A 25096-nucleotide genomic window follows, 5' to 3' on the forward strand; every position below is an offset into this window, starting at 1 on the left:
TGCCAGTTCTACCATTGATTATTTTACAGAAGATTTCTGTACACTATCCATTTGCCAGAAGAAAGGATATGTTTCAGGCATCTCAGATAAATTAGCCTTTACAGGATTTTCTCGGATATAGTTCCAGGTTTCTAAAAATTCTATTTCATCTCGCATAATGCGATCATATCGCTCATATTGCCAAACAATACCGATATGATTCATTACTTTAGGAACTTGCTTAGAACTATAGCTTTTAATGCTGTGGATGATACTACCTAAGCTCCAATATTCCTGATCGGATTTTAGCAAAGGCTGTATTAACCAATGCACATGATCTGGCATAATCACAACAGCATACGTTTTGTACCTTTGGTTATTGAAGAATAAACAGGAATCTAAAACTACTTGTCTGGCTTCTGGGGTCAACTCTAGCTTTTTAAACGTATTAAAAGTTACAAAGTAAATTGCTCCTGCTGATTCCCAGTGAGGAAGAGTCCTTTGGCTAATTTTAAGATTTTTGAACTTTCTGAAACTGCTATAATTCGTAGAACTGGCATCTGGCCAGTCATAAGTAGAACTGGCATCTGGCCTGTGATAATCGGAACTGGCATCTGGCCAGTCATAATTATTAATCTTGGTAGAACTGGCATCCTGCCAGTCATAATTATTAATCTTGGTAGAACTGGCATCCTGCCAGTCATAATTATTAATCTTGGTTTGAGACCGCCTCGAAGCCTGTGCCCCATAGGATGGAGAGTTAGGGGTAGTCATTAGTTACATTTTTAAAGACATTAATGGGGTATATTTTTTTATTTTAGTGCGTTGAGACAGGCTGAAAGGCTGTTCCACAGTGATCAAAGTAGAACTGGCATCTTGCCAGTGGTGATAAGAGTAGAACTGGCATCTTGCCAGTGGTGATAAGAGTAGAACTGGCATCTTGCCAGTGGTGATAAGAGTAGAACTGGCATCTTGCCAGTGGTGATCAAAGTAGAACTGGCATCTTGCCAGTGGTGATCAAAGTAGAACTGGCATCTTGCCAGTGGTGATAAGAGTAGAACTGGCATCTTGCCAGTGACCAGGATTATTACATCTTGCCAGTGACCAATATGATGGCATATTACCAGTGACCAATATTTAATTTGATTGATATTGACACATTCATAAAGGCTATTCTGGAGCCACTGGCAAGATGCCAGTTCTACACAGGAACTATTCCCCGGCCACTGGCAAGATGCCAGTTCTACACAGGAAATATTCCCCGGCTACTGGCAAGATGCCAGTTCTACGCGGGACTATTCCGGCTACTGGCAAGATGCCAGTTCTACGCGGGACTATTCCGGCTACTGGCAAGATGCCAGTTCTACGGCGGGGAAAGGGGAAGAGGGAAAAGGGAAAACAGGGGAAAGGGCAAAAGGGTAAAAGGGTAAAGGGTTACAGAGTCCACGCACACCCACACACCACACGAAAACCAATACTGCCGTAGTAGTGCCCGAGAGCCGGACTATAGCCGTAGCGAGACCCAGAACGGCAGAAATCAGGGACGTTGCCCCAGGAACCACCCCGCAACAGCCTTTTTTTGTTATCATTATCATTATTATTGTCATTATCATCTTCCCAGGCACTGCCATCTGTTGGTGCATCTTCATAGTTTGAGTGCCAATGGTCTGTACACCACTCCCACACATTGCCATGCATATCGTAGAGTCCAAAGTCATTGGCTACCCCAAAACTACCCACTGGGGTGGTTTCCTGAACATATTTGCCTTTAGAACCAGAGCCATAAGTAGAGTTGCCATCATAGTTAGCTAGGTCGGTTGTAATGCTTTCGCCAAAATGAAACGGAGTAGTTGTACCTGCTCGACAAGCATACTCCCACTCGGCTTCACTGGGCAAGCGATAAGGGCGTTTGGTATACTGGGACAGCCGCTCACAAAATTTTACCGCATCATCCCAAGAGACTCGCTCTACAGGTCGGTTTTCCCCTTTAAAATAAGATGGATCGCTTTCAAGTTTTCTGTTGACTTGGGGTAGGGCGGCGACGGCTTGCCATTGGGCTTGGGTCACTGGGTATTTGCCCATGAAGAAGGATTTAACGGTGACTCGATGCTGGGGACTTTCATAATTAGTACGCCCCTGTTCGGTTTCTGGGGAACCCATGATAAAACTTCCTTCAGGGATAGCAACCATCTCTAGCTCAACTCCATTCCCTAAGTCTTGGGTAAAACCATAAGCTTGGTGCTGATGACGGTGGATCGTTAATCCCGCATTTAATACAGACTTAAGATTAGTTTTGGTAACTTTTTGACCCAGGGCTTCTGTAAGCAGTTTCCATAACTTAGAGCCAACAGATTGTAAATATTTTGAGCTGTAGCCTAGTGAATGGGCGATTTCTTGGTAAGTCTGATTGTCTAATGCTCCTCTCAAGATGCTTCGTTGCCGGTCTGTAAACGAGGGTCCTGTTGAACCAAAAACTGCTTCTTCAGCGGTTTGAATGGGGTCTTTTACCTGTATCGTTGCCACTTCAAAGTCAAAAGGTTCTAAGTCAATCTCTGAGGATATCTCTTTCCCTGTTCTAAGCCCAATGGTTAGCACCTTACATTGAAAGGTTTGCAGGGGTGGTAAACCTTCAACCTCAGTCACTGTCTGCCCAGAAACTGACACCGTATTTGTCAGTGTTTCTGGTAATAACCAATCTGGGACTCTCAACTCCAAATCATCTAATTGATAGGGATTAAGTTCAGCTGGAGTAACTGTATCTGGCTGTCTTAGGACTCGCTGGATCAGTCTGGCGTACTCCACCAAGGTTGGTTCCTGTTGTAACTGAGGGGATAGCTCTGCGGTAATGCGTGTTAATCGTGCTAATTCTGCCCGCATACCTGATTCAGTAAGATTTTCAGAATCGGTTCCACTACTGGTTTCTATGAGCCCCTGGGCAATCTCTCGTGCTGCCTGTTTGCACTGTTCATCCCCTAAATACACCATTGCTGCCCAACGCTGTGCCTCTAATTCCTTTTGCTTTCTACCGGGATGAAGGTGACTCAGATACTTGACATAGTTGATTAAAACCTGAGCCACTTGCTGCATTCGCGGCTTACCAAAGCGGGGGTCTTGTTTCATTTGCTCTAGCAGATAGCCTCGGATATGAGTATCCATGGCGTAAAGCTCATAGCCCACCTGAGAACACAAATCCGACAGTAACAAATCAACCTCTGCCACCCACGGAACGTTTTCATTGCGCAAAAACTGATTGCGCAAGTAGTTCACTAGCTCCGGTGTTAGCACCAGAGGCAAAGCAGCATGATAGGCCAGGACCCGATAGGACTCATCAAAACGTTTTACAAACCGCTCGACGGCTTGCTTTGCTGCTTGTTGGTGCCATTGTTCTTCCTCAGCTACAGTTGTCATGAGCAGGGGGAATGGAGGTGTTGTAGGGGTTGTCCACGTACAATGTCGATAGCATTACTTAATCCATCATTATCCATCTGGTACATTGGCACCAAATTAGCAATAATTTCTGCGGAACTACCCAGCCAACGGTCTTCTGGCATTGGATTTAACCAAGCCAAGAGGGTGGTGTGCCGCTTTAGCTTAAACAGAAAGCTGGTAGTTGCCCGAATCCTCTCTAACTTACGATACCCCCGTGCTGCTCCAGCATCACTGACTATTAATACGCTAGTTTCCTGGTCACAGATTGTGAATAGGGTTTGCAAGGGGATGGGTTCTGTCAAGTAGAGGTCTTTGTAGACACTGGCAGCAGGTACGTTATGGAAATAGAACACATTGACCTTTTCTGGTTGCAGAGTGCTTTCATACTGTGCCGTTTCTACCAAGTCACTGGTGAAGCGATGAAACGGAGTCATTGAACCATTCTGATCCAAGACTAGTAGGAGATGGGCATGGTTTTGTTCACGTCTGCGGTAGACTGGAGCCAGATAAAACCCTTGCCGAGTTGCTTGCTTAACGGTTGCGGCTTCATCTAGTTGATCCATTGACCCATCGGCAATCGGTCGGCGCAAATACCTCCAGTTATAGACCATTGAACGGCGGGAAATGGGATAGTATGTCTGTAAGCTAGAAGTATCTTCGTTTTCTACAAAGGTAGAGGGTGCCCGCACCGGTAAGGATGACCAGTCCGGTTTTGGTTTGCTCTCGGTAACAACCTCCTGGGGTGGTGACTGCAATAATTTCTGGGATACCTTGAGCTGCTCGTGATCAGGTTTAGACTTGGGTTTTTCTGAAACACTATTTTCAGAGGGTTTGGAGGGAGAAATAACCCCCAACGACTCCCTGATAGAGTTCCAGATGGAGTCAAACTGACTTTGTTCTGAGCGAGAGTGACACCATAAAAGCTTTAATGTCTCTGCCAGTGCCGTTTCATCCTCTCCAAATCCCCCTTTTACCGCTTGCCGTGCTGCGAAAAGTTCCCCTACGCCAAGCTGAAATCTGTTTTGGCGCAGGCTAATGAAAGCACGAGTTACCCAATCTTGGGGGTTAAAGGAGTTCATGAGGCTTTAGCATATTTTTTCCAGTCTTGTTGCAGCTTAAACAGTAACTCTGGATAGGGGAGCAGTTGGTCTTTTTTTAATTTTGTTGGATTGTAAGGCTTTGATTCAAAAGTATGAAGGGCTTTGAGCCAATCGAGAAATTCACTAGTTCCTGGTGTCTTGAAGAGTCCCCCTTCGTTCCAGACCGCCAGGAAACGAGCGATCGCAGTATCGACTAAATCCGCAGGGGGTGGTGCTTCCGGACAAACCTGGTAGTGTTTATCAACAATTTCCTGCAACTGTTTGGGGTCGTTAGGAAAGTCTAAGTAATGATACAGGCAACGACGGAGAAATGGTGCAGGCAGGTTACCTTTTTCTTTATTACTGGTGATGATCACAATGGGTTTGTGTGTTGCTGTAATGGTTTCTCCAGTTTCTTTTATTTTAAATTCCCAAGGCTCATCTAATACTGTCAGCAAGTCATTGGGAAAATCTAAATCTGCCTTATCTATCTCATCAATTAATACCACAGCTGGACAATCCTTCAACCTAAAGGCTTTCCCTAAGGCACCAAATTGACGATAGTGTTTAGCATTAGCAGGATTGCGATTAACTGGTTCCGAGTCTTCCTGGTCTAAGTCTTCCTGATCCAAGTCTTCTGGCTCCGGTTGTCCATGAGCAACGGTGGGCTCTGGTGCTACTTTTTGAGTGTGTACATCATGTAATCGGAGAATAGCATCATATTCATAGAGTCCATCTTCGGCTTTGGTTGTTGAACGCACATCCCAGCGATAAAGGGGCAGTCCTAATTCATAGGCAACCGCTGAAGCCAAACGAGTTTTACCACACCCCGCATCCCCTTCTAATAGTAACGGTCGCCTGAGATAAATTGCTAAATTTACCGCTTTTTTTAATTCTGAAGACACCACATAAGGCTCTGGATTTTGTGGGGAATCTTTATGAGCATTTTTAGGTCTGCGAGTAAGATGATTTTCAAAGGTCAGTTTAGTCGGTAACTTCATAAGCTACTCCATGAAAAAATTAACTTAGCTTATTCCTTAGCGCATCACATATCAGTTTAGGGGTGCCACCACGGCTTGACTTATACACACTCTTAGCCATGGGAGAAATTATATTTTTAGATAATCTTGAGTATTTGGTTAACCAAAGCCTTATTTCTTTCTCAGTCCACTCCTTCAAAGGAATTGCCAAAAATTTAGTTTTATCAAAGCATCTTTCGTTACAAAAAAATGACAAGTTTGAACATTCATCCGATATATTATCATCTGAAACAACAACAATTATAAATTTTACTTGTTCGATATCTTGGTTTTTGCAAATCAAAGGCACTTTTTCAATTAATGATTTCCAAAAAAAATTGACTAACCATTCCAAGAAATTTGCTTGATTATCTAGTAAATCAATTTTTTTTAATTCAATAAAAATAATACTTCCATTTTTGATAAGCTCTGAAAATTTTTCAATGATTTTTAAATATTCATCTTTACCTTTGATTTCATTAATTCCTAAGTATCCTCCTAATCCTTGTAAAAACCCTACTTCATCTAATCTTCTGTCAACCGAAAATGCTATCTCATAATGCTGTAAGTCGGTTGTCTCATCTTTTAATAAATTTTGAATTTCTAAACATAATAAATCTCCTGCCATATTTAAACTTTCATTGATAAAAAATAATGCTAGTCCATTCTCTTCAAATTCATCAAAAATATTTTTTATAAGTTTAATTTGCTCTTTAAAGTCAAGTTTGGAAAGTTTGTCTTCTAAAGCTAAAAAGCGGCGATTAGCATTTTGAATGGAGTCCTTTTGCTTTAGTTGATTGTCTTTATCTGTTATTTGCTGAGACAAATTATTAAGTTTTCTTTTCAGGCGAACGCGCTCAGCTTCATCTATGGCTGCACGGTATTGTCTTCTGCAAGCTTCTTCTTCCTCCATTAAGTCTGCAATCTCTTGTATAAGCTCTCGTCGTCGATTAGAATCAGAAAACATCTATGGATTAATTTAAAGTATCAAATAATAATTTTGCAGAACAACTATTCCAATTAACTCCTATTCAATCAAAGTTGTTCAAGCTGCTCTTGTATCTCAGCTATTTGCTCAGACAAATTATTAAGTTTCCTTTTCAGTCGAATGCGCTCAGCATCATCTATAACTCCACGGTATTGTATTCTACACGCTTCGTATTCTTCTTCTAAATCTTCAAGGTCTTCCTGAAGACGAGTTAGTTGACGTGAGGATTGACTGGGAGGCTGAGTAGGCATAGTTTGAGGCAAAACATCAGGTTCAACGGATTTAAACAACTGTCCCCCTTCATTATCCTCCCAACGCAGATACAGCACCGGACGATACCACTGATTCCCTTCAATACCCATAGCACTTTGTCCCCAACGCAATGCGATCGCTAATGACTCTTGTTCCCCCACTGAATGATAAAACTCTTCCGCAAACGCACTAGCTGCATCGACCCTGATGGAATAGGTCATTGCCACTACAGCGGGAATACCTGCACCAATCAAACTCTGAGCCACCCCATTGAAGACAGACTCACTTTTTCGAGACATGGCACTTTTGCAAGCACTCAGAACAACTAAAGCAATTCCCGATTCTGAATTCGGTTGCTCCCGACGCTGCAAATTCCCCAAGAGTTCTCCCAGTTCTTTGGCACTGACATAATCAGCTTTGGCATCTGAGTCTTCAAACACCAAATAACCTTGAGGTTTTTTTGCCAATGGGGCACCGCATTCACACTGAGTTACACCCTGGTTATAAACTTTCTTGCACCCTATTTCATTACAGCGCTTGCCAAAAAAGCCATGTCCATCAAAATGCAGAACGCTAGGCACTGCTGAGGTTTGGCGCTTTGACAATCGCCTGCGGAGTGCTTTTAATGTAGCAGATTCTAAAATTTCGAGTTGGATTTTCCCTTGTTCCTGAGCCCGTTGCAATCCGTTTGCGATCGCATGTCGTTCAACAGCAGGTAACGATTCCATTCCCATTGTCTCATCCCCTGCCCCAGAGGAAATCAACAGGACATTGAGCCGTTCAACTCCCGGTAAATTAGGACGAGGACTACGATAGGCAATATAGCGCGAGAAGGTCACCCCTTGGTGGGCTAGAAACCCATACTGGTTATGGAGTAATTCCCAAGGATAATCAGTAATGCGCACAGGTTTAGGGTCTTCTGCTGGAAACCGCAACCGAATATGTAAGAAAATGCGATCGCGTTTAGCCTCTGCTACTGCTGCCTCTATCACCAGCTGAATGTCTTTACCTAATACTTGATAGAGCTTACGCCCAATAGTAGCCAAGTATTCAGGGTCAAAAGCATTGCGCTCCGGTAGTAGCAGTTGCTCACGTACCATCCAAGCCTGCTCATCTTCCGAAAAGTCCTTCTCTTTGAACTTAGTTGACTCTAATATCTTAACTACCGTGAAACGTCTGTCCTGGACCTGGGGAGTCTGACTGTCAATAAAAGGCAGACCAGCTTCGTAATGGACTTCTCCTAAGGAACCCGACCCACTAACTTTGAAATAGTCTTGCTTGCCTTTAATGGGATAAAAGTGTAGTTCCAGCAGTTTCATTCCACAATCTATATATTATCACCTATGGCGACCATTAACTTTAGTTGGAATACCATCTGATTTTCTTTGGTATCGCCAGCATATCACCCTTATTTTAACATCTTTGGGGCTAATTATAGCGTTTGTATTTGATTTGTGAACATAGGAGTTATTGGAAAAGGTAGCAGGCAGCAGGGAGCAGGGAGCAGTAGGAAATAGTTTGGAGTATTTTTTTGTGTTATTAAAAATTATCAAGATTGTTCATGACCTATTTTTCAACGCTATATAAACGTTATATATATCTTGTTTGATACAGACCCATAAAGCACAGGAAAATAAAAACGGGGAATAGGATAAGATAATTTTGGAGAGTATCAACCCTCAACAAACTCCGGAATCCCTGGTGGCAACATTTCAGATACATTGAATAAACAATCTGGAAACTGGAACGGTGAAATTGTATGATTATCTGCCATAATTACGTGACTTTGATACCCTTGATCAGTCGGTTTTCGAAAAACATGCAATTGACGATTACTTAAATCAATCACCCAATAATCAGCAATTTTTGCCTCTGCATAATGGTTAGCTTTTAGTTCACAATCTCTCTTCAAGGTAGTATCAGCAACTTCAATAATTAAATAAATTTCTGATGGTGTCGGATGATGGTCTAGGTATCGCAGTTCATCTGGCATAACTACGGCTAGATCTGGTTCTGGTTCAGAGTAATTACTTAACTGAATTGGTAATTGTGTTTGAACTAACCCTTGCTCTCGTAAACGATTATCCAACAATCGGCGAGTGAGCCGAATCGCAGTAGCATGGGGAGTTCCCTGGGGACTCATTTGTCTAATTATCTGTCCTGCAATTAATTCAACTGGTTCATCCGGCTGCAAAATTCCCACCTTAGCCATCCGGTGGTATTCCTCAACCGTCCACAGGCGCAATAATGTTAAAGGGGTTTGAGTTGTATCCATGGTTGGGAAAAAGGGAAAAGGGAAAGAGTGGGGAGATAGGGAGATGGGGAGATGGGGAGATGGGGAGATGGGGAGATTTTTATGGCTGTTTCTGAATTATAGCACTACCCATTGCGGAATATATGTAAGATACAGCGGTTTTTAGCCTAATGAGGTACACATAATTTTTGCCCTGTTCCCTCTTCTTTCTTCCCTATTCCCTATTCCCTGTTCCCTGTTCCCTGTTCCCTGTTCCCTGTTCCCTGTTCCCTGTTCCCTAAAACCATAAACTTTGTACCTCACCAAATTGAAAACCGCTATACAAGCTATTATGAATATTCAGGCTTTTCTTTTAATTTATTCTATAATAATATCAATATTATAGTTAATTTTATCAACAACTTTACAAAAAAACGTGAGATGATATAATCAATAAAAAAAAACAAAAAGCAGGAGCAAGCAATGAGTAATAGTGACTTGTATGATCAGGACTTCGTTATGTGGACTGAGACAACTTGCCAGCAACTCAAAACAAGAAACTTTGATGAGTTGGACATAGAGAATTTAATTGAGGAGATAACATCCTTGGGACGATTCGGCTTTCGCCGACGCTACGCGAACCGATAGACGAGAGCTTCAGAGCAGACTTAAAGTTTTGATGGAACACTTGCTTAAAAGGCAGTATGTGGATTCAGAAGATGATTATCGAAGCTGGGAAAATACCATCGAAGAGCAGAGAGAACAGATTAATATTCTGTTGTCTGAATCTCCTAGCCTCAAGCCTTATCTTGAATCAGTCTTTTCCGATTGCTACAGATATCCACTGAAGAAGGTTACCAGGAATTATCCATCTGTTAGTTTACCCCATAATTGTCCTTTCACGTCTGATATTTTATATCAAGATTTACCTATTATAACTCCCGACTCCCGACTCCCGACTCCCGACTCCCGACTCCCTGAACTATAACCTATTACCACACTCCATGCTCGTTCTAAATCTAGCAAAAAAATGGTTAATTTGTCTGCTTCGGATTGCCACACCGCGAAATAATTAGCCATACCAAGGAGATAGGTTTGACTGTAAGAGTCTGGCAATTTACGAATTGTTGATAAAGGCAAATCAATCATAGTGGGTAGCCGATCAACCGGTATGGCGCAGGCGTCTCCCCCGGGAGTTTGAACGATGATCAAAAATTCCCCAACATTGGATAAATCAATAGGGAATTGTCTAACAGCAGCGGTTTCCCCTAAACCTTGACCTAGGGGTACCTTAGCTTTACTAGGTTTGACTAGTATTGGTTTTAAAGGGAGCAGGGTAAAGGTTCGATTGTCTAGATGGATTAGTCTGTTATCCCTGGTACTCTCCCTAATGTTGCTGGAAAAATCCCTAACTTTCAAAACCACTTTCATTGGTAAGGCTAACCAATACTTAGCGATTTTAAATACAATAATTTGGACTTTTTTCATTTTATTACTCCCTGCTTTGTAAGCTATCAGCTATCAGTTATCAGTTATCAGCTATCAGCTTTTGAATAAGCGATGCAGAGGTGCGACCCGTGGCGAATTTAATTCGCCTACGGAAAACGCACCATTACGGTCTTGGGGTTTTCCCCCGGAGACGAAACCTGATTACGTTGAGCCTTTATGGTTGGTAGGCTATGCAGATGCATGGTTAAAACTTATTGATTAAGGCGAGCCTGTCTTACGGTAACTTCAAACCACTCGCTATTGCATCAAGACAACAGGTAAACATTGGTTTAATCTGAGTGAAGTCACAGCGTCGAAGCCTGTGCCACAAAGCTGACAGCTGGGCGTTGCTTAATAATGGAATGATTTTAAGGGTAGGTGCGTGCCTCCAAGGCCGCGAGCAATCCCTCGCGCCCTTGGGTCGCACCTGTAGAATGGGCATCTTGCGTGGAATGGGCATCTTGCCGTGGAATGGGCATCTTGCCGTGGAATGGGCATCTTGCCGTGGAATGTGATTTTGCCGTGGAATGGGCATCTTGCCGTGGAATGGGCATCTTGCCGTGGAATGGGCATCTTGCCCGTTTCATTTTCGGGCGGGCAGGATGCCCGCTCTACTCCGATTCATTTTTTGATTCAGCAACGCTGACGGCTGACCACTGACCACTGACGGCTGACCACTGATCACTGACGGCTGACGGCTGACTGCTGACCGCTGACGGCTTTATTAATTGTTGCTAAAATCTCTTCCTCTAAATACGGTTTAGTTAAATAAGCCATAGCTCCAAGTTCGGTAGCAAGTTGTTTGTATTTTTCTTGACTACGGGAGGTGAGCATAATAATAGGAATATCAGTTAAAGCTGGGTCTTGATGACTAAGACTCAAAAACTCAATACCGTTTAACCGTGGCATTTCTAAATCGCAGATTATCAGATCAACACCATCACTTTTGCGCAATAATTCTATCGCCTCTAAACCATCTTTAGCTTGCAGCACCTGGTTACCATTTCGTTCCAGAATTAGGCTTAAATTTTGTCGCTCAGTAATGGAATCATCGACAACTAAAAAGGTTTTATAAAGGTTACCCGGTTGTTCGCCTTTGGCGTTCGAGTAGGGTAAGTTGGCAGGTTGAAGGTTATTAGGTTGAAGGTTATCAGGTTGTTCGCCTTTGGCGTTCGAGTAGGGTAGGTTATCAGGTTGTCTATGATTAGGTTGAAGCTTGTCTGGAAAACCTTGGCCAAAAGGCCACGCTTTCGGCAAAGCCGTTCGCGTAGCGTGGCCTTCGGCCTCCGCTGCGCGAACGCGAACAACGTTCAACCTGCTAACTTTCAACTCTTCAGAACCTTCAACCTTCAACCTGCTAACTTTCAACTCTTCAGAACCTTCAACCTTCAACCTGCTAACTTTCAACTCTTCAGAACCTTCAACCTTCAACCTGCTAACCTTCAACTCTTCAGAACCTTCAACCTTCAACCTCCCAACCTTCAACTCTTCAGAACCTTCAACCTTCAACCTCCCAACCTTCAACAATGATCGCTGAGATTGATGAAGCTGCTGTACATAGTTAAGTAACCCTGTACCGTCAATTACCAGAATCAAACGACCATCGGCCAAAATACTGCAACCATAAACATAGGGAGGATATGCGATCGCATTAGACAGCTGCTTGATCACGAGTTCTTGCTCTTCGAGTACTTGTTCCACTTCTAGTCCCACCCATCCTTCACCAGTATTCATCAATAGGATCGGATTAATCTCTTGAGGTTTAGTCAGCAAGGGATTCCAAGCTGGTACTGTCGATCCCTGTTGGGATGAGTATTCCAGTAAGGATAAGAGTTGGTAAACAGGGGTGCTATACTCATTCCCCCTGTGATGCCAATTCAGGATTTTTTGATCACTCACCATCTGGATTTGCTCAGATGCTGGCAACAATATCTGTTCAATCTCATTAGCCACAAACCCATACACTCTCTCATTAGCTTGAACCACTAGCACCCTGGCATTCCTGAGAGCTTCTTGGATCTGCAAGCAAAAGGTCGTGCCAAGACCCGGCTGGAAGCGAACCTTTACCCGACCGTTAATCCGTTGCAGTTGGGAGCGCACCACATCTAGGCCAATACCTCGTCCAGAAAGCTCGTTGATTTGAGAAACAGTGGAAAATCCTGGCTGACACAGTAAGTCTAATAGCTGATTTGGCTCCGGTGATTCGCCCAGGGCTTCCAAGTGCTCAACACTCAGCAGTTTGGTTTCCACGGCACGATGATAAATCTTTTCCAAGTCCAGTCCCTGACCATCATCTGTGACTTCAATGATGGTGCGATTTCCTTGATAGAAAGCACGAATTTCAATCTTACCGATAGCAGGTTTACCCCTTTCTTGGCGAACCTCCGAGGATTCAATACCATGGTCGAAACCATTGCGGACTAGATGCAGTAAAGCATCATAGAGATGATTAGCAATGGTTTTATCAACTAGGACATTAGTCACACTGAGGGTTAATTTCGCTGACTTGTGATGGACATTAGACAACTGCTGCACCATGGAGGGAAAGGATTTAAGCAGATGTTCCAGAGGTATAGTCCGAACAGATTGAAGAGTATCCCTGAGCTGAGTTGATAAACGCTGTTCTCGTTCCACACTAGCAGCAGCCGTAGTGGCTAACAGGCTCAGGTCTTCTGTAGCTTGAGTCAGTTGTAGGGTTTCTTCCCAAGCGGAATCCCACAGCTTGGAAATTTGCTGATTAGAGGAATGCTTCTTGAGCTGAGTGCGCAGTTGAGTCAGGGTTTGGCGATGTTGCTTGAGCCAATTGGAAAGTTTTTCAACTACCCCTTGACAGTTTTCATCCTGCCATCCTAACTGGTTTTGGTTAATTAGTAGTTCCCCAACTAGGTGAGATAGGTGTTTCAGACTTTCTAAATCAACCCGCACTGTGGCCGATGTCTTGATCGAGCCATCTGCTAATAAAGGCACACCAGCCTCTGCAGACTCCCGATCGGGAGGAGATATTGATATTTGGTTTAATTCTTTTGCTGATTCAGGGTTAACTGCTAACTCCGACTCTTGCTTAGGGTCAGTCTGAGCTTGGTTAAGATTGTCTGTTGCTACGGTTTCTGAAGATTCATCCAGAAAGATAGTATCTGGAAATATACTATCTGGAAGTATACTATCTGGCTCAAGATATTCCTCTTCAGGAAACACTTGATTCGCTTGCTCTTGTGCAAGAGAAATATTACCAAAAGTTTCCTCAAGTAATTCATCGATAGGTGGTGAAGGTTTAGGGTTAGCAGGTTGAAGGTTAGTTTGGGTTGAAGGTTGTTCGCGTAGCGTGGCCAATAGGCCAAGGTTAGTTTGGGTTGAAGGTTGAAGGTTATTGTTGGTTGAAGGTTGAAGGTTATTGTTGGTTGAAGGTTCCAGGTTATTGTTGGTTGAAGGTTGTAGGTTATTGTTGGTTGAAGGTTCCAGGTTATTGTTGGTTGAAGGTTCCAGGTTAGTGTTGGTTGAAGGTTCCAGGTTATTGTTGGTTGAAGGTTCAAGGTTAGTGTTGGTTGTTCGCGTAGCGTGGCCTTTTGGCCAAGGTTTTGAACCTTCAACGTTCCAACCTTCAACGTTCCAACCTTCAACGTTCCAACCTTCAACGTTCCAACCTTGGCCTTTTGGCCACGCTTCGCGAACAACCTGTAACTCTTCTTGTGACCCAGCTAATTGTTGAAGGGCGAGGCTGGGGTTTCCTCCACGAGTGCGATCGCCTGCTAAGACAGCGGTATGAGCTTCCTGGAAATTCGTTAAAGCAATCTTGGCAATTTCCATCACCTGTTCAGGGTTAGCGTCAAGGGCTTTGAGGGTATGTTCGGCAATTGCTTTAAACCCTGGTAAGTTCAAGGATTCCCCCAACCCTACAAATATTTCACCTTGTTCTCGCAAGGTCTCAGCAATCTCTATCAACGTAGCCTTGTCATGATCAGGGGTTGGAGGTTCAAGGTTGGCAGGTTGTTCGCGTAGCGTGGCCAATAGGCCAAGGTTAGTTTGGGTTGAAGGTTGAAGGTTAGCAGGTTGAAGGTTAGTGTTGGTTGAAGGTTGAAGGTTAGTGTTGGTTGAAGGTTGAAGGTTAGTGTTGGTTGAAGGTTGAAGGTTAGTGTTGGTTGAAGGTTGAAGGTTAGTGTTGGTTGAAGGGTGAAGGTTAGTGTTGGTGGAAGGGTGAAGGTTGTCTGGAAAACTTTCAACATTCAACCTGCCAACCTGTAACCCTTCAGAACTTTCAACCTTCAACCTGCCAGCCTGTAACCCTTGAGAACTTTCAACATTCAACCTGCCAACCTGTAACCCTTCAGAACTTTCAACATCCAACCTGTCAACCTGTAACCCTTGAGAACTTTCAACATCCAACCTGTCAACCTGTAACAACGAAGCTAGGTGATCGATTCGTTGCTTGACTCCTACTTCAAAGATAGATTGGACAATATCAAACCCAAGTTCTGCTGATGTAGGTAGAGAAGCTTGATAGTCAAAACAATTTCCTAATTTAGCTTGCAGTTTAGCAAACACCCCTGCAGCTCGGTTGATAATCTCAGTATTCTTGTTCAACTCCCCGGTCATTTCAGCGGTCAGTGCCATCCTGAGGCACTGATATCCCTCAAACATTAGTGTTTCTAGCTCTGTATCAATGGTTGCCTCAGGGGCTAACATTGCCCGGAAGACATCTTCGAGATAATGTGCTACACTCTTTATGGTGTCTTGCTGGACATTAGCAGCTGCGCCTTTCAGGGTATGAGTCGCTCGCATTAAGTCATAAAGTTGGTTTTTTGGCTTGTCCGGTGTCAAAGCCAGCAAGTCTTGTTCAATAACTTGCAGCAAGTCCTGGGCTTCCCCAAGAAAATATTGATAGGTTTCTGGATCAATAGTTGACATTTTTTTAGGGAGTAGGGAGTAGGGAGTAGGGAGTAGGGAGTAGGGAGTAGGGAGTAGGGAGTAGGGAGTAGGGAGTAGAAACTTGACTGTACCTGATAAGTATAATCAACGCTATATAATTCAAGGGAATAATAATCCCTAAAACCAATCTCAAAGCGCCAGTTGCTCCCCAACCTCCCCGCGCCCCCGCCCCACACTACTCGCGCCCAGGTTCCACACTCCCCACCCACAGCGCTATAACTAGTTCACGGTAAACTGCTCAACAGCTGCCTGTAGGTTTTTGATGGTGGTGAGGGATTCCTTGAAGGACTCCCAAAGCTCGGTAGAGTCTTCAGAAGTATTGGTGGATATGGCGGCAACTTCTTTCATGGTTTGGGTGACGGATTGTGATTGTTCCAGTTGGGCGAGGGTTGCCTGGGTAATGTCTGCAACTAACTGGCTAATCTCAGCAGTAGCTGATGCGATCGCATTTAGATTGCCCTTGCTTTCTTCTACCAGTTCTGTGCCAGTATTAACCTGAGCGATCGCGACTTCGGTCACTTTAATCACTTCTCGGGTCTGAGTGCGGATTTCAGCAACTAAATTAGAAATTTCCGTAGTTGCCTTGGCCGACTGTCGAGCTAAGGAGCGCACCTCATCAGCTACTACCGCAAAACCTTTACCATACTCCCCAGCCCTGGTGGCTTCGAGAGCAGCATTGAGGGAGAGTAGCTGGGTTTGGGTCGCAAAATCACTAATCAAATTTAAGACCCGGTCAACATTTTGAGAGTATTGACTTAACTGTCTAATTTGATGGCTGGCTTCCTCCACACTATCCCGAATTCCTAGAATTCCCTCCACCGTGCGGTTCATAGCTGTTTCCCCCGATGCTACTTTTTGGTTTGCCTCTTGCACAGCTCGGTCGATGGATTGGGCACTAGTAGTTACCGCTTGGGTAGAGTTAACCATGCTCTGGATTTGATCCATCGCTTGGGTCAACTCCTGACACTGATGCTGGGCTTCTTCAGAAAGTTTAGTAATTGCTGCTTCACTCTCTGTAGCCGTTTCAGCGACTTTCACAGAAGCTGAGAGTACCTGGATTACAATTTGCCGTAAACTCTGAATGGTGTTATTGTAGGCATCTGCAATAGTTCCCAGTTCATCATTGGTAATCGGAGCTCTAACGGTCAAGTCACCGTCTAGAGAAGGTCGGACAGCTGTGAGCAAATCAATAGCACGTTGTTGGAATAATTCCCTAGCCTCCTTTTCCCGTGATGCTAATTCTGCTAATTGTTGGGATTGCGATCGCAATTGTTCCAAATACTCCGCTCGCTGCAACGGTATACTCATCTGAGCCGCAATCTGAACCATCCAATTAATCTCTTCCCCTCGCCAATCCCTAGGCTCATAATTTTGATAAGCAGCCAGTAAACCCCACAGCTTATCCCATTGGAAAATTGGCACAATAGTATAGGCTCTAGCCTGATATCGCTCTAGCTGCTCGATATAACAACTTGAAAAATCCCCTTTATAGATATCACTAACCACCCAGAACGGTTTGTCTTGGCTAGAGAGATTGCCTTGGATGCTTTGCAGATAGGTATCTCGGATGGTTAGGGCTTGCTGGCTAAACTGCTCAGGGGTATTTCCAGCCACCGTTTTCACGATACATTCACTGATATTTTTGTTGATGAGAGGATTACTAGTCTGTTCCTGGATTAGGGAAGTCCAGCCACTAGCCACCGACTCAGCCACAAAGGAGCCACTCCAATCAGAATTGAAGCGATATATCGTAACACGGTCAACCCCTAAGAGTTGACGAACTTCGTTGGTGGTAACATTAAAAATAGTGCGCAGGTCTTGGGATTGTTGAATTTTATCCGTGACCTTATTCAGTACTCGTTCTCGTTCTGCTGCTTGACGTAATTCCTCAGACTTTAACCGCTGTGCCTCCAGTAGCTGAGCTTGTTGCAATGCTACTTCTAACTCAGCTGCAATCTCCAGCATCCAGCTAACTTCTGACTCCCGCCATTGCCTGATATCAGAGTTTTGATAGGTAGCCAATAATCCCCAGAGTTTTTCATTCTGGTAAATAGCTACAATCACATAAGCTCTGGCTTGATAACTTTCTATAACTTCCAGATAACAAGGGGTGAACTCCTGATTGTAGATATCTTCCACCACCCGGTAGGTTTCCCCCCTACTATAGGCACCCCCCTGGGTTTCTTGAAGATAAGTATCGACCTGGTTAATTATTGGTTCAGTGGCCAATTCTTGGATGCTGCATTCGCTGATATCAGCCCTTAGGTGTGGGCTATTAGTCTGGCTCTGAAGCAGAGAAATCCAGCCTCCAGCCACTGACTCTGCTACAAATTCACCACTCCAATCGGGATTAAAGCGATAGATAACTGCTCGGTCAGTTTTGAGCAGTTGTCGCACTTCTTGAGTTGTGGTCTGGAAAATAGTCTTGATATCCAGAGAACGGCGAATTTTGTTAATGACTTTCGCCACAGTTGCCTCCCGTGCCTGCTGCTGTTGCAACTGAGTGCGTAACTCGTCGGTAGCTAGGTGAAGGGATAGTTCTGTGGCAATAGTCCGAAAGCAATTAATCTGTTGTGGAGTCCAGGATGGAACCGACCTGTCTTGGTTTGTCTTTACCTGGCATCGCTGCAAGACCAACAAACCCCAAGCTTTACCCGATACGGGCAAGCATAAGCTGAGACTGGATTGAACTTGAAATTTCTCCAGCAGCTGGAGTTGGTAGGGAGTGACCGAATCATTGCTGACCTGATCGATAATTACCCTTGACTGCTGCAAATAGTCTGTGGACAAGTCAGCCCCAAAAGCAGTAGCATCTAGCTTTTCCCCGACCGCAGGAGTCCACCCCCGTTCTACTGCTTCTGCCAAAACTATTCCGGTGCGAGAAGAATTGAAGCGATAAATTAACACCCGCTCGGCTTGGCTGAGATGTTGCACCCCATTGACTGTATTGTTCAGTAAGGTTTCCCAGTCCCCAGCTTGACTCATTAATTTGCTAACCTCTAACAATTTTTCATGCTGGGCTTGGAACTGTTGTTGGAGTGCCTCTTCGTAGCTAAGCTTCAATTGCTGAATTTCCAGATTTACCCCTGCTGTAAACTGCTCAACCTCCTGACCAAAGGATTCAAATTGCTCCAAACTTTTTTTCAGCTCTAGTTTATCTACCCTTCGGCGTTGGTCTAGATCAGTTTTTAGCCTGTCTAGGCTAGCGTTAAATCCCTCTAGGTTGGGGCGAGGAGAGTTAAAAAAATGTGGAGTATTCTCCTTGAGTAGATTTTGATTTTCTAAGAGCAGTTCTGAATCGTTATCATCCCATTGTGCTTCTGACATCTGCCTAGAGTCGTAAATTTGACTTATACTTCATACTTTATATCAAGTGCTGCTTGAACAATTCGTTGGGCATCTAAGATAATACTACTGGCTTCGGGAAGATAGGCTTTGACAAATTCCCCAAATCTGAGGGGCAATAATCGATCAGGGGGTTGTAAGTTTTGCCAATGGTGCTGTTCTATTTCTTCCACTTGTGAAACCACCAGTCCCAGAAGTTTGCTGTTGAGTTGAAGTACAATCACCATGATTTTTGTCCTGGAGATGTCTTTGGGTTGCCAAACAGCCGGAAATCCTAGGAGATAGTTTAGATCTAACAACCACAGCATTTCACCACGCCAGTTGTAAATCCCAATCACACTATCGGCAGTATGGGGAATTGGCAAAATTTCAGCAACCGACACATTCAGAATTGCTTGGATGTAGTTTACCTCTAACAAAGCCCCATTGCCAGACCCTACCTGGAAGCGCAAAAATTTCTCCTGGGGGGGAAGTTGGCCATCAACACTGACCTTAACGGGGGTAGCCAGAGGTAATTGAGCTTGATTCCCCTGGAAATGATGTTCATTGTTCTGCCAGGAGACAGGATAATGAGCTTGATTAGTTCTCACTGTTGAGCCTGACTCTACCCAAGTAGACAAGTCTAGCACCACCGGAATGCTTTCTACTTTAATTTGTTTGCGCCATGCTGGTTGTTTTTCGGTTAGGCTACGCCCCAAAATTTTGACGGTATCAATTGAGTTTGGTTTTAGCTTGCTGATGGTGTAGTAGATAAATCTTACCACAGCTCCTGGTTTTGGAGCGGGGTCTGCTTCGAGTAAAACCAATAAACAGCTATCGTGAAGTTTAACTTTAGCTATAATACCTTCGTGCTGAAGTTTGTGATTCAGTATGGCAGCGATGACGTTCGGGTTTCCCTGTTTAGCTAATTGTAAAATTTTGCTGGTCTTGGAAATCTGCTCTTTGCTCATCACACCAAGTTACTATCCAAATGATCAAAAATTTATGATAAATACAATTCCAAGGTATTTAATTGCTTGATTTGTAATGATTTTTCATTTTGGTTAGAGTGATTGCTCACGTTTTTAAAATTGGGTGAATTTATGGGCCAATGAAAACCAGGGTTGAATCTACTTGTAATAGCTTGAGTGCTAAGCTATTACGCTACGGTCAGGAAAAATTTACTGGCCGACTGGATCTGAAGGTGTCAACTGCTCAGCAATGGAGCTTCTACTTGAGCTATGGCCGTTTGGTATGGGCATCTGGCAGTGTTCATCCCACTAGGCGTTGGTGTCGGCAGATACTCTACCATTGTCCTGAGGTTAATCCTAATCGGATTGCCCTGAAAAAGATAGAGCCAGAGTCCTGTTGGGACTACCACTTGATGGTGCTGTTAGCACGGAAACGAATGATTAACCCCCAACAGACGGTGGTTGTAATTAAAGGCACTGTAGCAGAAATATTGTTTGATATCTTCCAGAGCCTAACCTTAGTTTCTCGGGAGAAAACCCTAATTCAACCCAGTAATGATTCTGTGTCGTCAAACACCATTGAAACTACGGTCAAGAAGCCTGACAATTTCTTGCTCAATGCCCAGTTGGGAGTACGTCCCTCTATCCAGGGGATTTTGCCACAAACGTGGATGTTAGAGGTAGAACCAACTATCAAGCAAGTTCAACAGGTCTGGCAGCAGTGGTCAGAAATGGGTTTGGAGGATGTTTCTCCTGACTTAGCACCGGTGCTGTTGCAAAAGTCGGCTTTGCAAGAGCAAACCTCAGTGGCCACCTACAAAAATTTGGTAACCCTCATCAACGGTAAGCGCACTCTTCGAGATATAGCAGCCCTGATCAAACGAGATCTGTTACTGCTGACGCGATCGCTAAATCCTTATATTCAGAAACAACTGATTGAACTAGTAGAAGTGCCTGATTTGATAGCTCCCAACTTTGAAGATCTCCCCGCCAAGGCAGGCATTAGTACCCAAAAAGCCCAAACCCAAAAAGCCCAAACCCAAAAAGCCCAAACCCAAAAATCCCAAACCCAAAAATCCCAGAAGAAGTCTGATCAGCCATTAATAGTCTGTATTGATGACCACCCCCAAACCTGTAAAATTATGAAGGACGTGATTCAATCAGCAGGTTATCGATTTTTAGGAATCCAAGACTCTATCAAAGCTCTACCGTTGCTACTCAAACATAAGCCAGATTTAATATTCTTGGATTTGGTGATGCCGATTGTTAATGGCTACGAAATGTGCGCCCAGATCCGCCGGGTGTCAATGTTTGCCAATACACCAGTGATTATTCTGACTGCTAAAGATGGTATTGTGGACCGGGTACGAGCCAGAATCGTTGGGGCGACTGATTTCCTGACCAAACCCATCGACAATCAGAAAGTAGTGGCAAAGGTGCGCAAGTATCATACAACCTCGCCCAGCAAGACCGATCCAGTTTAAAAAGGCAAGACTCCGGAAGTGAAGCAAGAGTCTAGAGGTGGGGGGAATCAAAAATTGTCCTAGGTCAACGGTTAACACTCAACGGTTAACACTCAACAAACACTAACTATTGAATCAGCTCCTCTAGGGTACACAGCAGTTCTTCTGGATTCACTGGTTTAGCTAAGTAGGCATCAGCCCCCAGCATCTTTCCCCAAATTTTGTCCACCTCAGTACCTTTGGTGGAGCAAATCACCACAGGAATCTCGCTAGTGTCAGGATTAACTTTCAGGGCTCTACAAAACTCAAAACCACTTTGACCAGGCAAAATTACATCTAAAACCACTAAATCTGGCCGATGGTGAGATAATTTTTCCTGAGCCTCCTCAACACTAGCCACGCCAGTAACCCCCAAACCCGCTTGTTGCAAACAGCGAGTTAGGTACTGTCTTTCTGTTACGCTATCTTCTACCACCAAAACAGTTTTCATAGATTAAAGTATAGCACCTTATACAGAAAATTTGTTAATGGCAAGGGCAAAATTACTGATTTTCTCAGCAATTTTATATAGCGCTAGTGTTATTTGGTTCAGGGTGAACTCAGCTCTTCCACCCAAAGGTATAGCGCTACGCGCAAGTCCGCAAGTCCGCAAGTAAGCTATGACTAAGTTTCGGAGTTTAGGAATGTCAAACACCTTAATGCGTAGTGCTATATTATCTAAAATCCGGTTGAATAACCATACTTCCTGGTGACCAGAGCAAAGGAGGGAGTAGGGAAAACGGAAATAGGGAATCGGAAAAGGATAATAGGGAATAGAATAGTAAATTAAGCAATTTTTAAAGGTCAGCAATCAAAGATTTGAAATAATTTAAAATTTGGTAAAAAGTGTATATATAGCAGCCAATTGTGAGTTTACTAAAATATAGTTGGTATTTGAAATGTAAAATTGTATGTATGTTTTTTTATGTCCAATAAAACTCCTGATATCTTTCCCCTTTTGCCTCTTGCATTTTTCGGCAATAAGTGTGTTTACAACCGAGATATAAATGCTATATATAGCGTTTATTATAGCTATGAGGTACACAGGATTTTTTACCTCTTGCCTCTTGCCTCTTCTCTCTTCCCTGCTCCCTGCTCCGAACGCGTAGCGTGGCCTACGGCCTCAGTCCCTGCTCCCTAACACCCAGAATTTTGTACCTCATGACTATGATAAGTGCTATATTATGAATCTTGACTTCTGAATCGAGACTATTAAATCGGAGTATAGTTGATTCTTTATGGTCTGTAAAGCTAGTATCCTAAATATTATTAGAGACTTAACAGTAGAGAGTTGACAGTATAAAAAATTCACAATATTATCACAAACTCAGCCTAAGCTTGAGAAGCCTGAGTCAAGAAGGCTTCTTGGGCTGTTTACATAGCAGTAACACACAGGAGAGTTTTTTCAGTCAACCGGCTCGGATTCCAAAAATCGGATTCATAAAATGATCAGCTAGGGCTGATAAGTACATAGAGAGTTCAAAACAGTACTAGTCATGATCCTAACTAGTCATGATCCTAAACCACCATTACCCATTTCCCCACTGGTCAATGACCCAAAGCCAGCCTCTGAGTTATCTAGGCTTGGTACAACAACTGCGGGTCAGCAATCGAGAGGATTAACAATGGTGGTTAATGTATCAGGGCGCATCCAGCTTATCAGCAGTCATACCAGCGACTGGGAGTTTAATTGGTTAGTTAAAAGTCAGTTAAAATTCACCCATGTAGACTCTCGTATCCTGGTTTGTGATCGCTGCATTGGTGTTGCTCAACTATGGCAGCCAAAGGCAGGGCAGCTGGGGAAAAAGACTCCTGTGGATGAAATCCTAAGAAACCTAATTGAAGAAGTATCCCGCTACCCAGACCCAAGTCCTGAGCGGCAGAAAGCCTTGAATCGTCTCCTGAGCGTTGTTCAAAATCTACCTGGCATTTACAAATCTTCCCACGTAGACTCTCTAGAGGCGTTAAATCGAACCTGGGAATGGGTCACTCGCAATCTGTACCAGTTTGAGCCAAGTTCAACCTCCGTTGAAAAAAGCTTAGTGACCTGGATCAACGGATATTTACGCTGGCGCATCCGAGATTTATATATCTCAGATAGTAGATATCCAGGGATTAGCACTAATCAACCGATCGGTAACAGTGAGGGAGATTCAAGGACTCTAGAAGACCGGTTGCCAGACCCTAGACCTTCCTTGAGTAGACTGGATGATTACATTGAAGAAATCCAGACAGCTGAACGCCAGCGTCTAAGTAAAGCCATTCTCGAAGAAATTAAAAACGATCCAGATCGGAAATTAATCGGTTGTCATCCCCGCAAATATCCCAAATGTAATTGTCAGTTATTAGCAATGCGGTTGCTAGTACAAGAACCACCCCAGAGAATTGCTGACATTGCTAGAGAATTTAACGCTAACCAACAAACTCTCTACTCTCACTGGAAGAAAAAATGCCTGCCAAGGCTGCAAGACATCGGTAAAACGTTTGGATATCAACCATGACTATTACAGAATCAACTAATATTAAAGTTTCTATTAGCCCATACGCTCATAGTTATGCAGCACAGTTTGCTGCTGAACAAACCACCCCTCGGAAGGGAAAACACGTCTATTTAAATACTTTAGCAGTTTATGCTGTTAACAACTATCTTAAATGGCTCGAGATTCCCAGTAATCTTGCTCAAAGTGATTGTTGGAATCCCGGTTTAAGAGCATTGTTTGATGTAGCTGATCTGGTTTTGCCCAACATTGGTAAATTGGAATGTCGTCCAGTGTTACCAGGTGAGTCAGCCTTGAACGTGCCACTAGAAGTGACCGAAGACCGGATTGGCTATGTGGCAGTGCAGTTCAGTGAGCAATTAGACCAGGTAGAGTTATTGGGATTTGCTCCGTATCATGCGATCGCTAAATCCCTAGACCCTTTACCCCTAGAACAGCTTGAATCTCTCGATACACTAATTGACAAGATTGATTGGATTAAGAAATCGGTGAGGGTAACCCAATGGTTTGAGGAACTATTTCAGGCAGATTGGCAACCACCAGCCTCACTGCTACCTGAGTATAGGTACAGGTCTAGTTTCAAAACCGTTACTTCCTTCAGAGGATCTGAGTTAGGTATCAAGCGGCGCTCCAACCAAGAACCGAGGATACAGGCTTTAAGGGGTAATGACAGATCAACGATGCGAGCCAAGCTAATGGACTTAGCTGGTCAAGGGGTAGTCTTGCTGCTGCAAGTGAATTTCCAACCTCCTGATACTGAAGATATCGATATTTTTATGCGGCTATATCCTGCGGGGGATGCAATGTATTTACCACCAGATTTGCAGGTGAATTTACTGGATGAATCGGGAAAGTCTTGTATGAAAGCTCAAGCTGGAAAAACTAACGACAAGATCCAAATTGATTTCAGTTGCCAACCAGAGGAACGATTCAGTGTCAGATTAAAATTGGGAGATATAAGTATCACGGAAAAATTTATAATTTAGGTAAGCTATCAGCGTCAGATTAAAATTGGGAGATATAAGTATCACGGAAAAATTTATAATTTAGGTAAGCTATCAGCTTATGCGCTACGCGCACGCTTCGCGAACAGCTATCAGCTATCAGCTTATGCGCTACGCGCACGCTTCGCGAACAGCTATCAGCTATCAGCTTATGCGCTACGCGCACGCTTCGCGAACAGCTATCAGCTTTTGAATAAAACAGGTAAGCATTAGTTTAATCTGAGTTACGTTAGCTGACCACTGACCGCTGACCATCGGAGTTGTAAAATCAAGAGGAAAACCCACCCCACGGTCGAGGTGGGGTGTGGCCTTATTTAATTAATTGGGCAAATGTTCACTAAACTCATCTAGGGAGTTAACCGTTAATGCTGTGGCCATCAACTCTTCTAATTGTTCGAGAGTTAAGG

22 protein-coding genes are annotated in these 25096 nt (G+C 43.7%); 6 read left to right on the plus strand and 16 right to left on the minus strand.

Features of this window, described 5'->3' with window-relative positions; all coding sequences use genetic code 11:
- Nucleotides 1-18: 18 nt before the first annotated feature.
- On the minus strand, nucleotides 19-753 hold the full coding sequence (locus F6J94_RS00465) for a transposase (RefSeq protein WP_293035809.1): 735 nt from the start codon (nucleotides 751-753) through the stop codon (nucleotides 19-21).
- Nucleotides 754-836: 83 nt separating this feature from the next.
- Complete coding sequence (locus F6J94_RS00470; RefSeq protein WP_293035811.1) at nucleotides 837-1046, minus strand: hypothetical protein; 210 nt, start codon at nucleotides 1044-1046, stop codon at nucleotides 837-839.
- 75 nt (nucleotides 1047-1121) lie between these two features.
- Here F6J94_RS00470 and F6J94_RS00475 point away from each other — a divergent pair, with 75 nt between their 5' ends.
- Nucleotides 1122-1409: a hypothetical protein gene (locus tag F6J94_RS00475; RefSeq protein ID WP_293035813.1), complete on the plus strand. Its 288-nt coding sequence runs from the start codon at nucleotides 1122-1124 to the stop codon at nucleotides 1407-1409.
- A gap of 4 nt (nucleotides 1410-1413) precedes the next feature.
- Here the strand turns inward: F6J94_RS00475 and F6J94_RS00480 are convergent, their stop codons facing one another.
- The 6 genes from F6J94_RS00480 to F6J94_RS00505 form a co-directional block, all read right to left on the minus strand.
- Nucleotides 1414-3387: a formylglycine-generating enzyme family protein gene (locus F6J94_RS00480; RefSeq protein WP_293035816.1), complete on the minus strand. Its 1974-nt coding sequence runs from the start codon at nucleotides 3385-3387 to the stop codon at nucleotides 1414-1416.
- Nucleotides 3384-4487 carry a VWA containing CoxE family protein gene (locus tag F6J94_RS00485; RefSeq protein WP_293035819.1) on the minus strand — a complete coding sequence of 368 codons (1104 nt, stop codon included), beginning with the start codon at nucleotides 4485-4487 and terminating at the stop codon, nucleotides 3384-3386. Before F6J94_RS00485 ends, F6J94_RS00480 begins: the two co-directional genes overlap by 4 nt.
- On the minus strand, nucleotides 4484-5488 hold the full coding sequence (locus F6J94_RS00490) for a MoxR family ATPase (RefSeq protein ID WP_293035822.1): 1005 nt from the start codon (nucleotides 5486-5488) through the stop codon (nucleotides 4484-4486). The genes F6J94_RS00485 and F6J94_RS00490 overlap by 4 nt, the downstream gene beginning before the upstream one ends.
- 19 nt (nucleotides 5489-5507) lie before the next feature.
- Nucleotides 5508-6473, minus strand: a complete 966-nt coding sequence (locus F6J94_RS00495) for a hypothetical protein (RefSeq protein ID WP_293035825.1) — start codon at nucleotides 6471-6473, stop codon at nucleotides 5508-5510.
- A gap of 68 nt (nucleotides 6474-6541) precedes the next feature.
- Nucleotides 6542-8065 carry a CHAT domain-containing protein gene (locus tag F6J94_RS00500; protein ID WP_293035827.1) on the minus strand — a complete coding sequence of 508 codons (1524 nt, stop codon included), beginning with the start codon at nucleotides 8063-8065 and terminating at the stop codon, nucleotides 6542-6544.
- A gap of 353 nt (nucleotides 8066-8418) precedes the next feature.
- On the minus strand, nucleotides 8419-9021 hold the full coding sequence (locus F6J94_RS00505; protein WP_293035829.1) for a Uma2 family endonuclease: 603 nt from the start codon (nucleotides 9019-9021) through the stop codon (nucleotides 8419-8421).
- Nucleotides 9022-9462: 441 nt separating this feature from the next.
- Between F6J94_RS00505 and F6J94_RS00510 the strand changes: the two genes are divergently transcribed.
- Both F6J94_RS00510 and F6J94_RS00515 read left to right on the plus strand, forming a co-directional pair.
- Nucleotides 9463-9627: a DUF29 family protein gene (locus F6J94_RS00510; protein ID WP_293035832.1), complete on the plus strand. Its 165-nt coding sequence runs from the start codon at nucleotides 9463-9465 to the stop codon at nucleotides 9625-9627.
- Nucleotides 9628-9658: 31 nt separating this feature from the next.
- On the plus strand, nucleotides 9659-9967 hold the full coding sequence (locus F6J94_RS00515; protein WP_293035835.1) for a DUF29 family protein: 309 nt from the start codon (nucleotides 9659-9661) through the stop codon (nucleotides 9965-9967).
- Here the strand turns inward: F6J94_RS00515 and F6J94_RS00520 are convergent.
- The 6 genes from F6J94_RS00520 to F6J94_RS00545 form a co-directional block, all read right to left on the minus strand.
- On the minus strand, nucleotides 9898-10467 hold the full coding sequence (locus tag F6J94_RS00520) for a hypothetical protein (RefSeq protein WP_293035839.1): 570 nt from the start codon (nucleotides 10465-10467) through the stop codon (nucleotides 9898-9900). The genes F6J94_RS00515 and F6J94_RS00520 overlap by 70 nt on opposite strands.
- 351 nt (nucleotides 10468-10818) lie before the next feature.
- Nucleotides 10819-11040: a hypothetical protein gene (locus F6J94_RS00525; RefSeq protein ID WP_293035842.1), complete on the minus strand. Its 222-nt coding sequence runs from the start codon at nucleotides 11038-11040 to the stop codon at nucleotides 10819-10821.
- A gap of 108 nt (nucleotides 11041-11148) precedes the next feature.
- Nucleotides 11149-15369, minus strand: coding sequence for a response regulator (locus tag F6J94_RS00530; protein WP_293035844.1), 4221 nt, complete (start codon nucleotides 15367-15369; stop codon nucleotides 11149-11151).
- 4 nt (nucleotides 15370-15373) lie between these two features.
- Nucleotides 15374-15523 (minus strand): hypothetical protein, encoded by a 150-nt coding sequence (locus F6J94_RS00535; protein WP_293035846.1) that lies wholly within the window; start codon nucleotides 15521-15523, stop codon nucleotides 15374-15376.
- Nucleotides 15524-15609: 86 nt separating this feature from the next.
- Entirely contained in the window at nucleotides 15610-18717 is a 3108-nt protein-coding gene (locus F6J94_RS00540; RefSeq protein ID WP_293035848.1) for a GAF domain-containing protein, read from the minus strand.
- A 23-nt stretch (nucleotides 18718-18740) separates the two neighbouring features.
- A complete protein-coding gene (locus F6J94_RS00545) occupies nucleotides 18741-19685 on the minus strand; it encodes a chemotaxis protein CheW (protein ID WP_293035850.1) in 945 nt (314 codons plus the stop codon).
- A 140-nt stretch (nucleotides 19686-19825) separates the two neighbouring features.
- Between F6J94_RS00545 and F6J94_RS00550 the strand changes: the two genes are divergently transcribed.
- On the plus strand, nucleotides 19826-21169 hold the full coding sequence (locus tag F6J94_RS00550) for a response regulator (protein WP_293035851.1): 1344 nt from the start codon (nucleotides 19826-19828) through the stop codon (nucleotides 21167-21169).
- Between the two features lie 106 nt (nucleotides 21170-21275).
- On the opposite strand, the gene F6J94_RS00555 is transcribed toward F6J94_RS00550, so the two are convergent.
- On the minus strand, nucleotides 21276-21638 hold the full coding sequence (locus F6J94_RS00555) for a response regulator (protein ID WP_293035853.1): 363 nt from the start codon (nucleotides 21636-21638) through the stop codon (nucleotides 21276-21278).
- An 18-nt stretch (nucleotides 21639-21656) separates the two neighbouring features.
- Nucleotides 21657-21998, minus strand: a complete 342-nt coding sequence (locus F6J94_RS00560) for a hypothetical protein (protein ID WP_293035855.1) — start codon at nucleotides 21996-21998, stop codon at nucleotides 21657-21659.
- 685 nt (nucleotides 21999-22683) lie between these two features.
- On the opposite strand from F6J94_RS00560, the gene F6J94_RS00565 reads away from it, so the two are divergent.
- Nucleotides 22684-23688, plus strand: a complete 1005-nt coding sequence (locus F6J94_RS00565; protein WP_293035857.1) for a hypothetical protein — start codon at nucleotides 22684-22686, stop codon at nucleotides 23686-23688.
- Entirely contained in the window at nucleotides 23685-24671 is a 987-nt protein-coding gene (locus tag F6J94_RS00570) for a DUF1822 family protein (protein WP_293035859.1), read from the plus strand. Before F6J94_RS00565 ends, F6J94_RS00570 begins: the two co-directional genes overlap by 4 nt.
- Nucleotides 24672-25096: the final 425 nt, after the last annotated feature.

Origin of the sequence: Moorena sp. SIO1F2 (assembly GCF_010672755.1) — a bacterium.
In the GTDB taxonomy this organism is placed as follows: domain Bacteria; phylum Cyanobacteriota; class Cyanobacteriia; order Cyanobacteriales; family Coleofasciculaceae; genus Moorena.

Bases quoted from the DNA above. Each gene is read 5' to 3' on its own strand.
- F6J94_RS00465 (WP_293035809.1), bottom strand. From the start codon at position 753: ATGACTACCCCTAACTCTCCATCCTATGGGGCACAGGCTTCGAGGCGG.
- F6J94_RS00470 (WP_293035811.1), bottom strand. From the start codon at position 1,046: ATGCCAGTTCTACTCTTATCACCACTGGCAAGATGCCAGTTCTACTTT.
- F6J94_RS00480 (WP_293035816.1), bottom strand. From the start codon at position 3,387: ATGACAACTGTAGCTGAGGAAGAACAATGGCACCAACAAGCAGCAAAG.
- F6J94_RS00485 (WP_293035819.1), bottom strand. From the start codon at position 4,487: ATGAACTCCTTTAACCCCCAAGATTGGGTAACTCGTGCTTTCATTAGC.
- F6J94_RS00490 (WP_293035822.1), bottom strand. From the start codon at position 5,488: ATGAAGTTACCGACTAAACTGACCTTTGAAAATCATCTTACTCGCAGA.
- F6J94_RS00495 (WP_293035825.1), bottom strand. From the start codon at position 6,473: ATGTTTTCTGATTCTAATCGACGACGAGAGCTTATACAAGAGATTGCA.
- F6J94_RS00500 (WP_293035827.1), bottom strand. From the start codon at position 8,065: ATGAAACTGCTGGAACTACACTTTTATCCCATTAAAGGCAAGCAAGAC.
- F6J94_RS00505 (WP_293035829.1), bottom strand. From the start codon at position 9,021: ATGGATACAACTCAAACCCCTTTAACATTATTGCGCCTGTGGACGGTT.
- F6J94_RS00510 (WP_293035832.1), top strand. From the start codon at position 9,463: ATGAGTAATAGTGACTTGTATGATCAGGACTTCGTTATGTGGACTGAG.
- F6J94_RS00515 (WP_293035835.1), top strand. From the start codon at position 9,659: ATGGAACACTTGCTTAAAAGGCAGTATGTGGATTCAGAAGATGATTAT.
- F6J94_RS00520 (WP_293035839.1), bottom strand. From the start codon at position 10,467: ATGAAAAAAGTCCAAATTATTGTATTTAAAATCGCTAAGTATTGGTTA.
- F6J94_RS00525 (WP_293035842.1), bottom strand. From the start codon at position 11,040: ATGCCCATTCCACGGCAAGATGCCCATTCCACGGCAAGATGCCCATTC.
- F6J94_RS00530 (WP_293035844.1), bottom strand. From the start codon at position 15,369: ATGTCAACTATTGATCCAGAAACCTATCAATATTTTCTTGGGGAAGCC.
- F6J94_RS00540 (WP_293035848.1), bottom strand. From the start codon at position 18,717: ATGTCAGAAGCACAATGGGATGATAACGATTCAGAACTGCTCTTAGAA.
- F6J94_RS00545 (WP_293035850.1), bottom strand. From the start codon at position 19,685: ATGAGCAAAGAGCAGATTTCCAAGACCAGCAAAATTTTACAATTAGCT.
- F6J94_RS00550 (WP_293035851.1), top strand. From the start codon at position 19,826: ATGAAAACCAGGGTTGAATCTACTTGTAATAGCTTGAGTGCTAAGCTA.
- F6J94_RS00555 (WP_293035853.1), bottom strand. From the start codon at position 21,638: ATGAAAACTGTTTTGGTGGTAGAAGATAGCGTAACAGAAAGACAGTAC.
- F6J94_RS00565 (WP_293035857.1), top strand. From the start codon at position 22,684: ATGATCCTAACTAGTCATGATCCTAAACCACCATTACCCATTTCCCCA.
- F6J94_RS00570 (WP_293035859.1), top strand. From the start codon at position 23,685: ATGACTATTACAGAATCAACTAATATTAAAGTTTCTATTAGCCCATAC.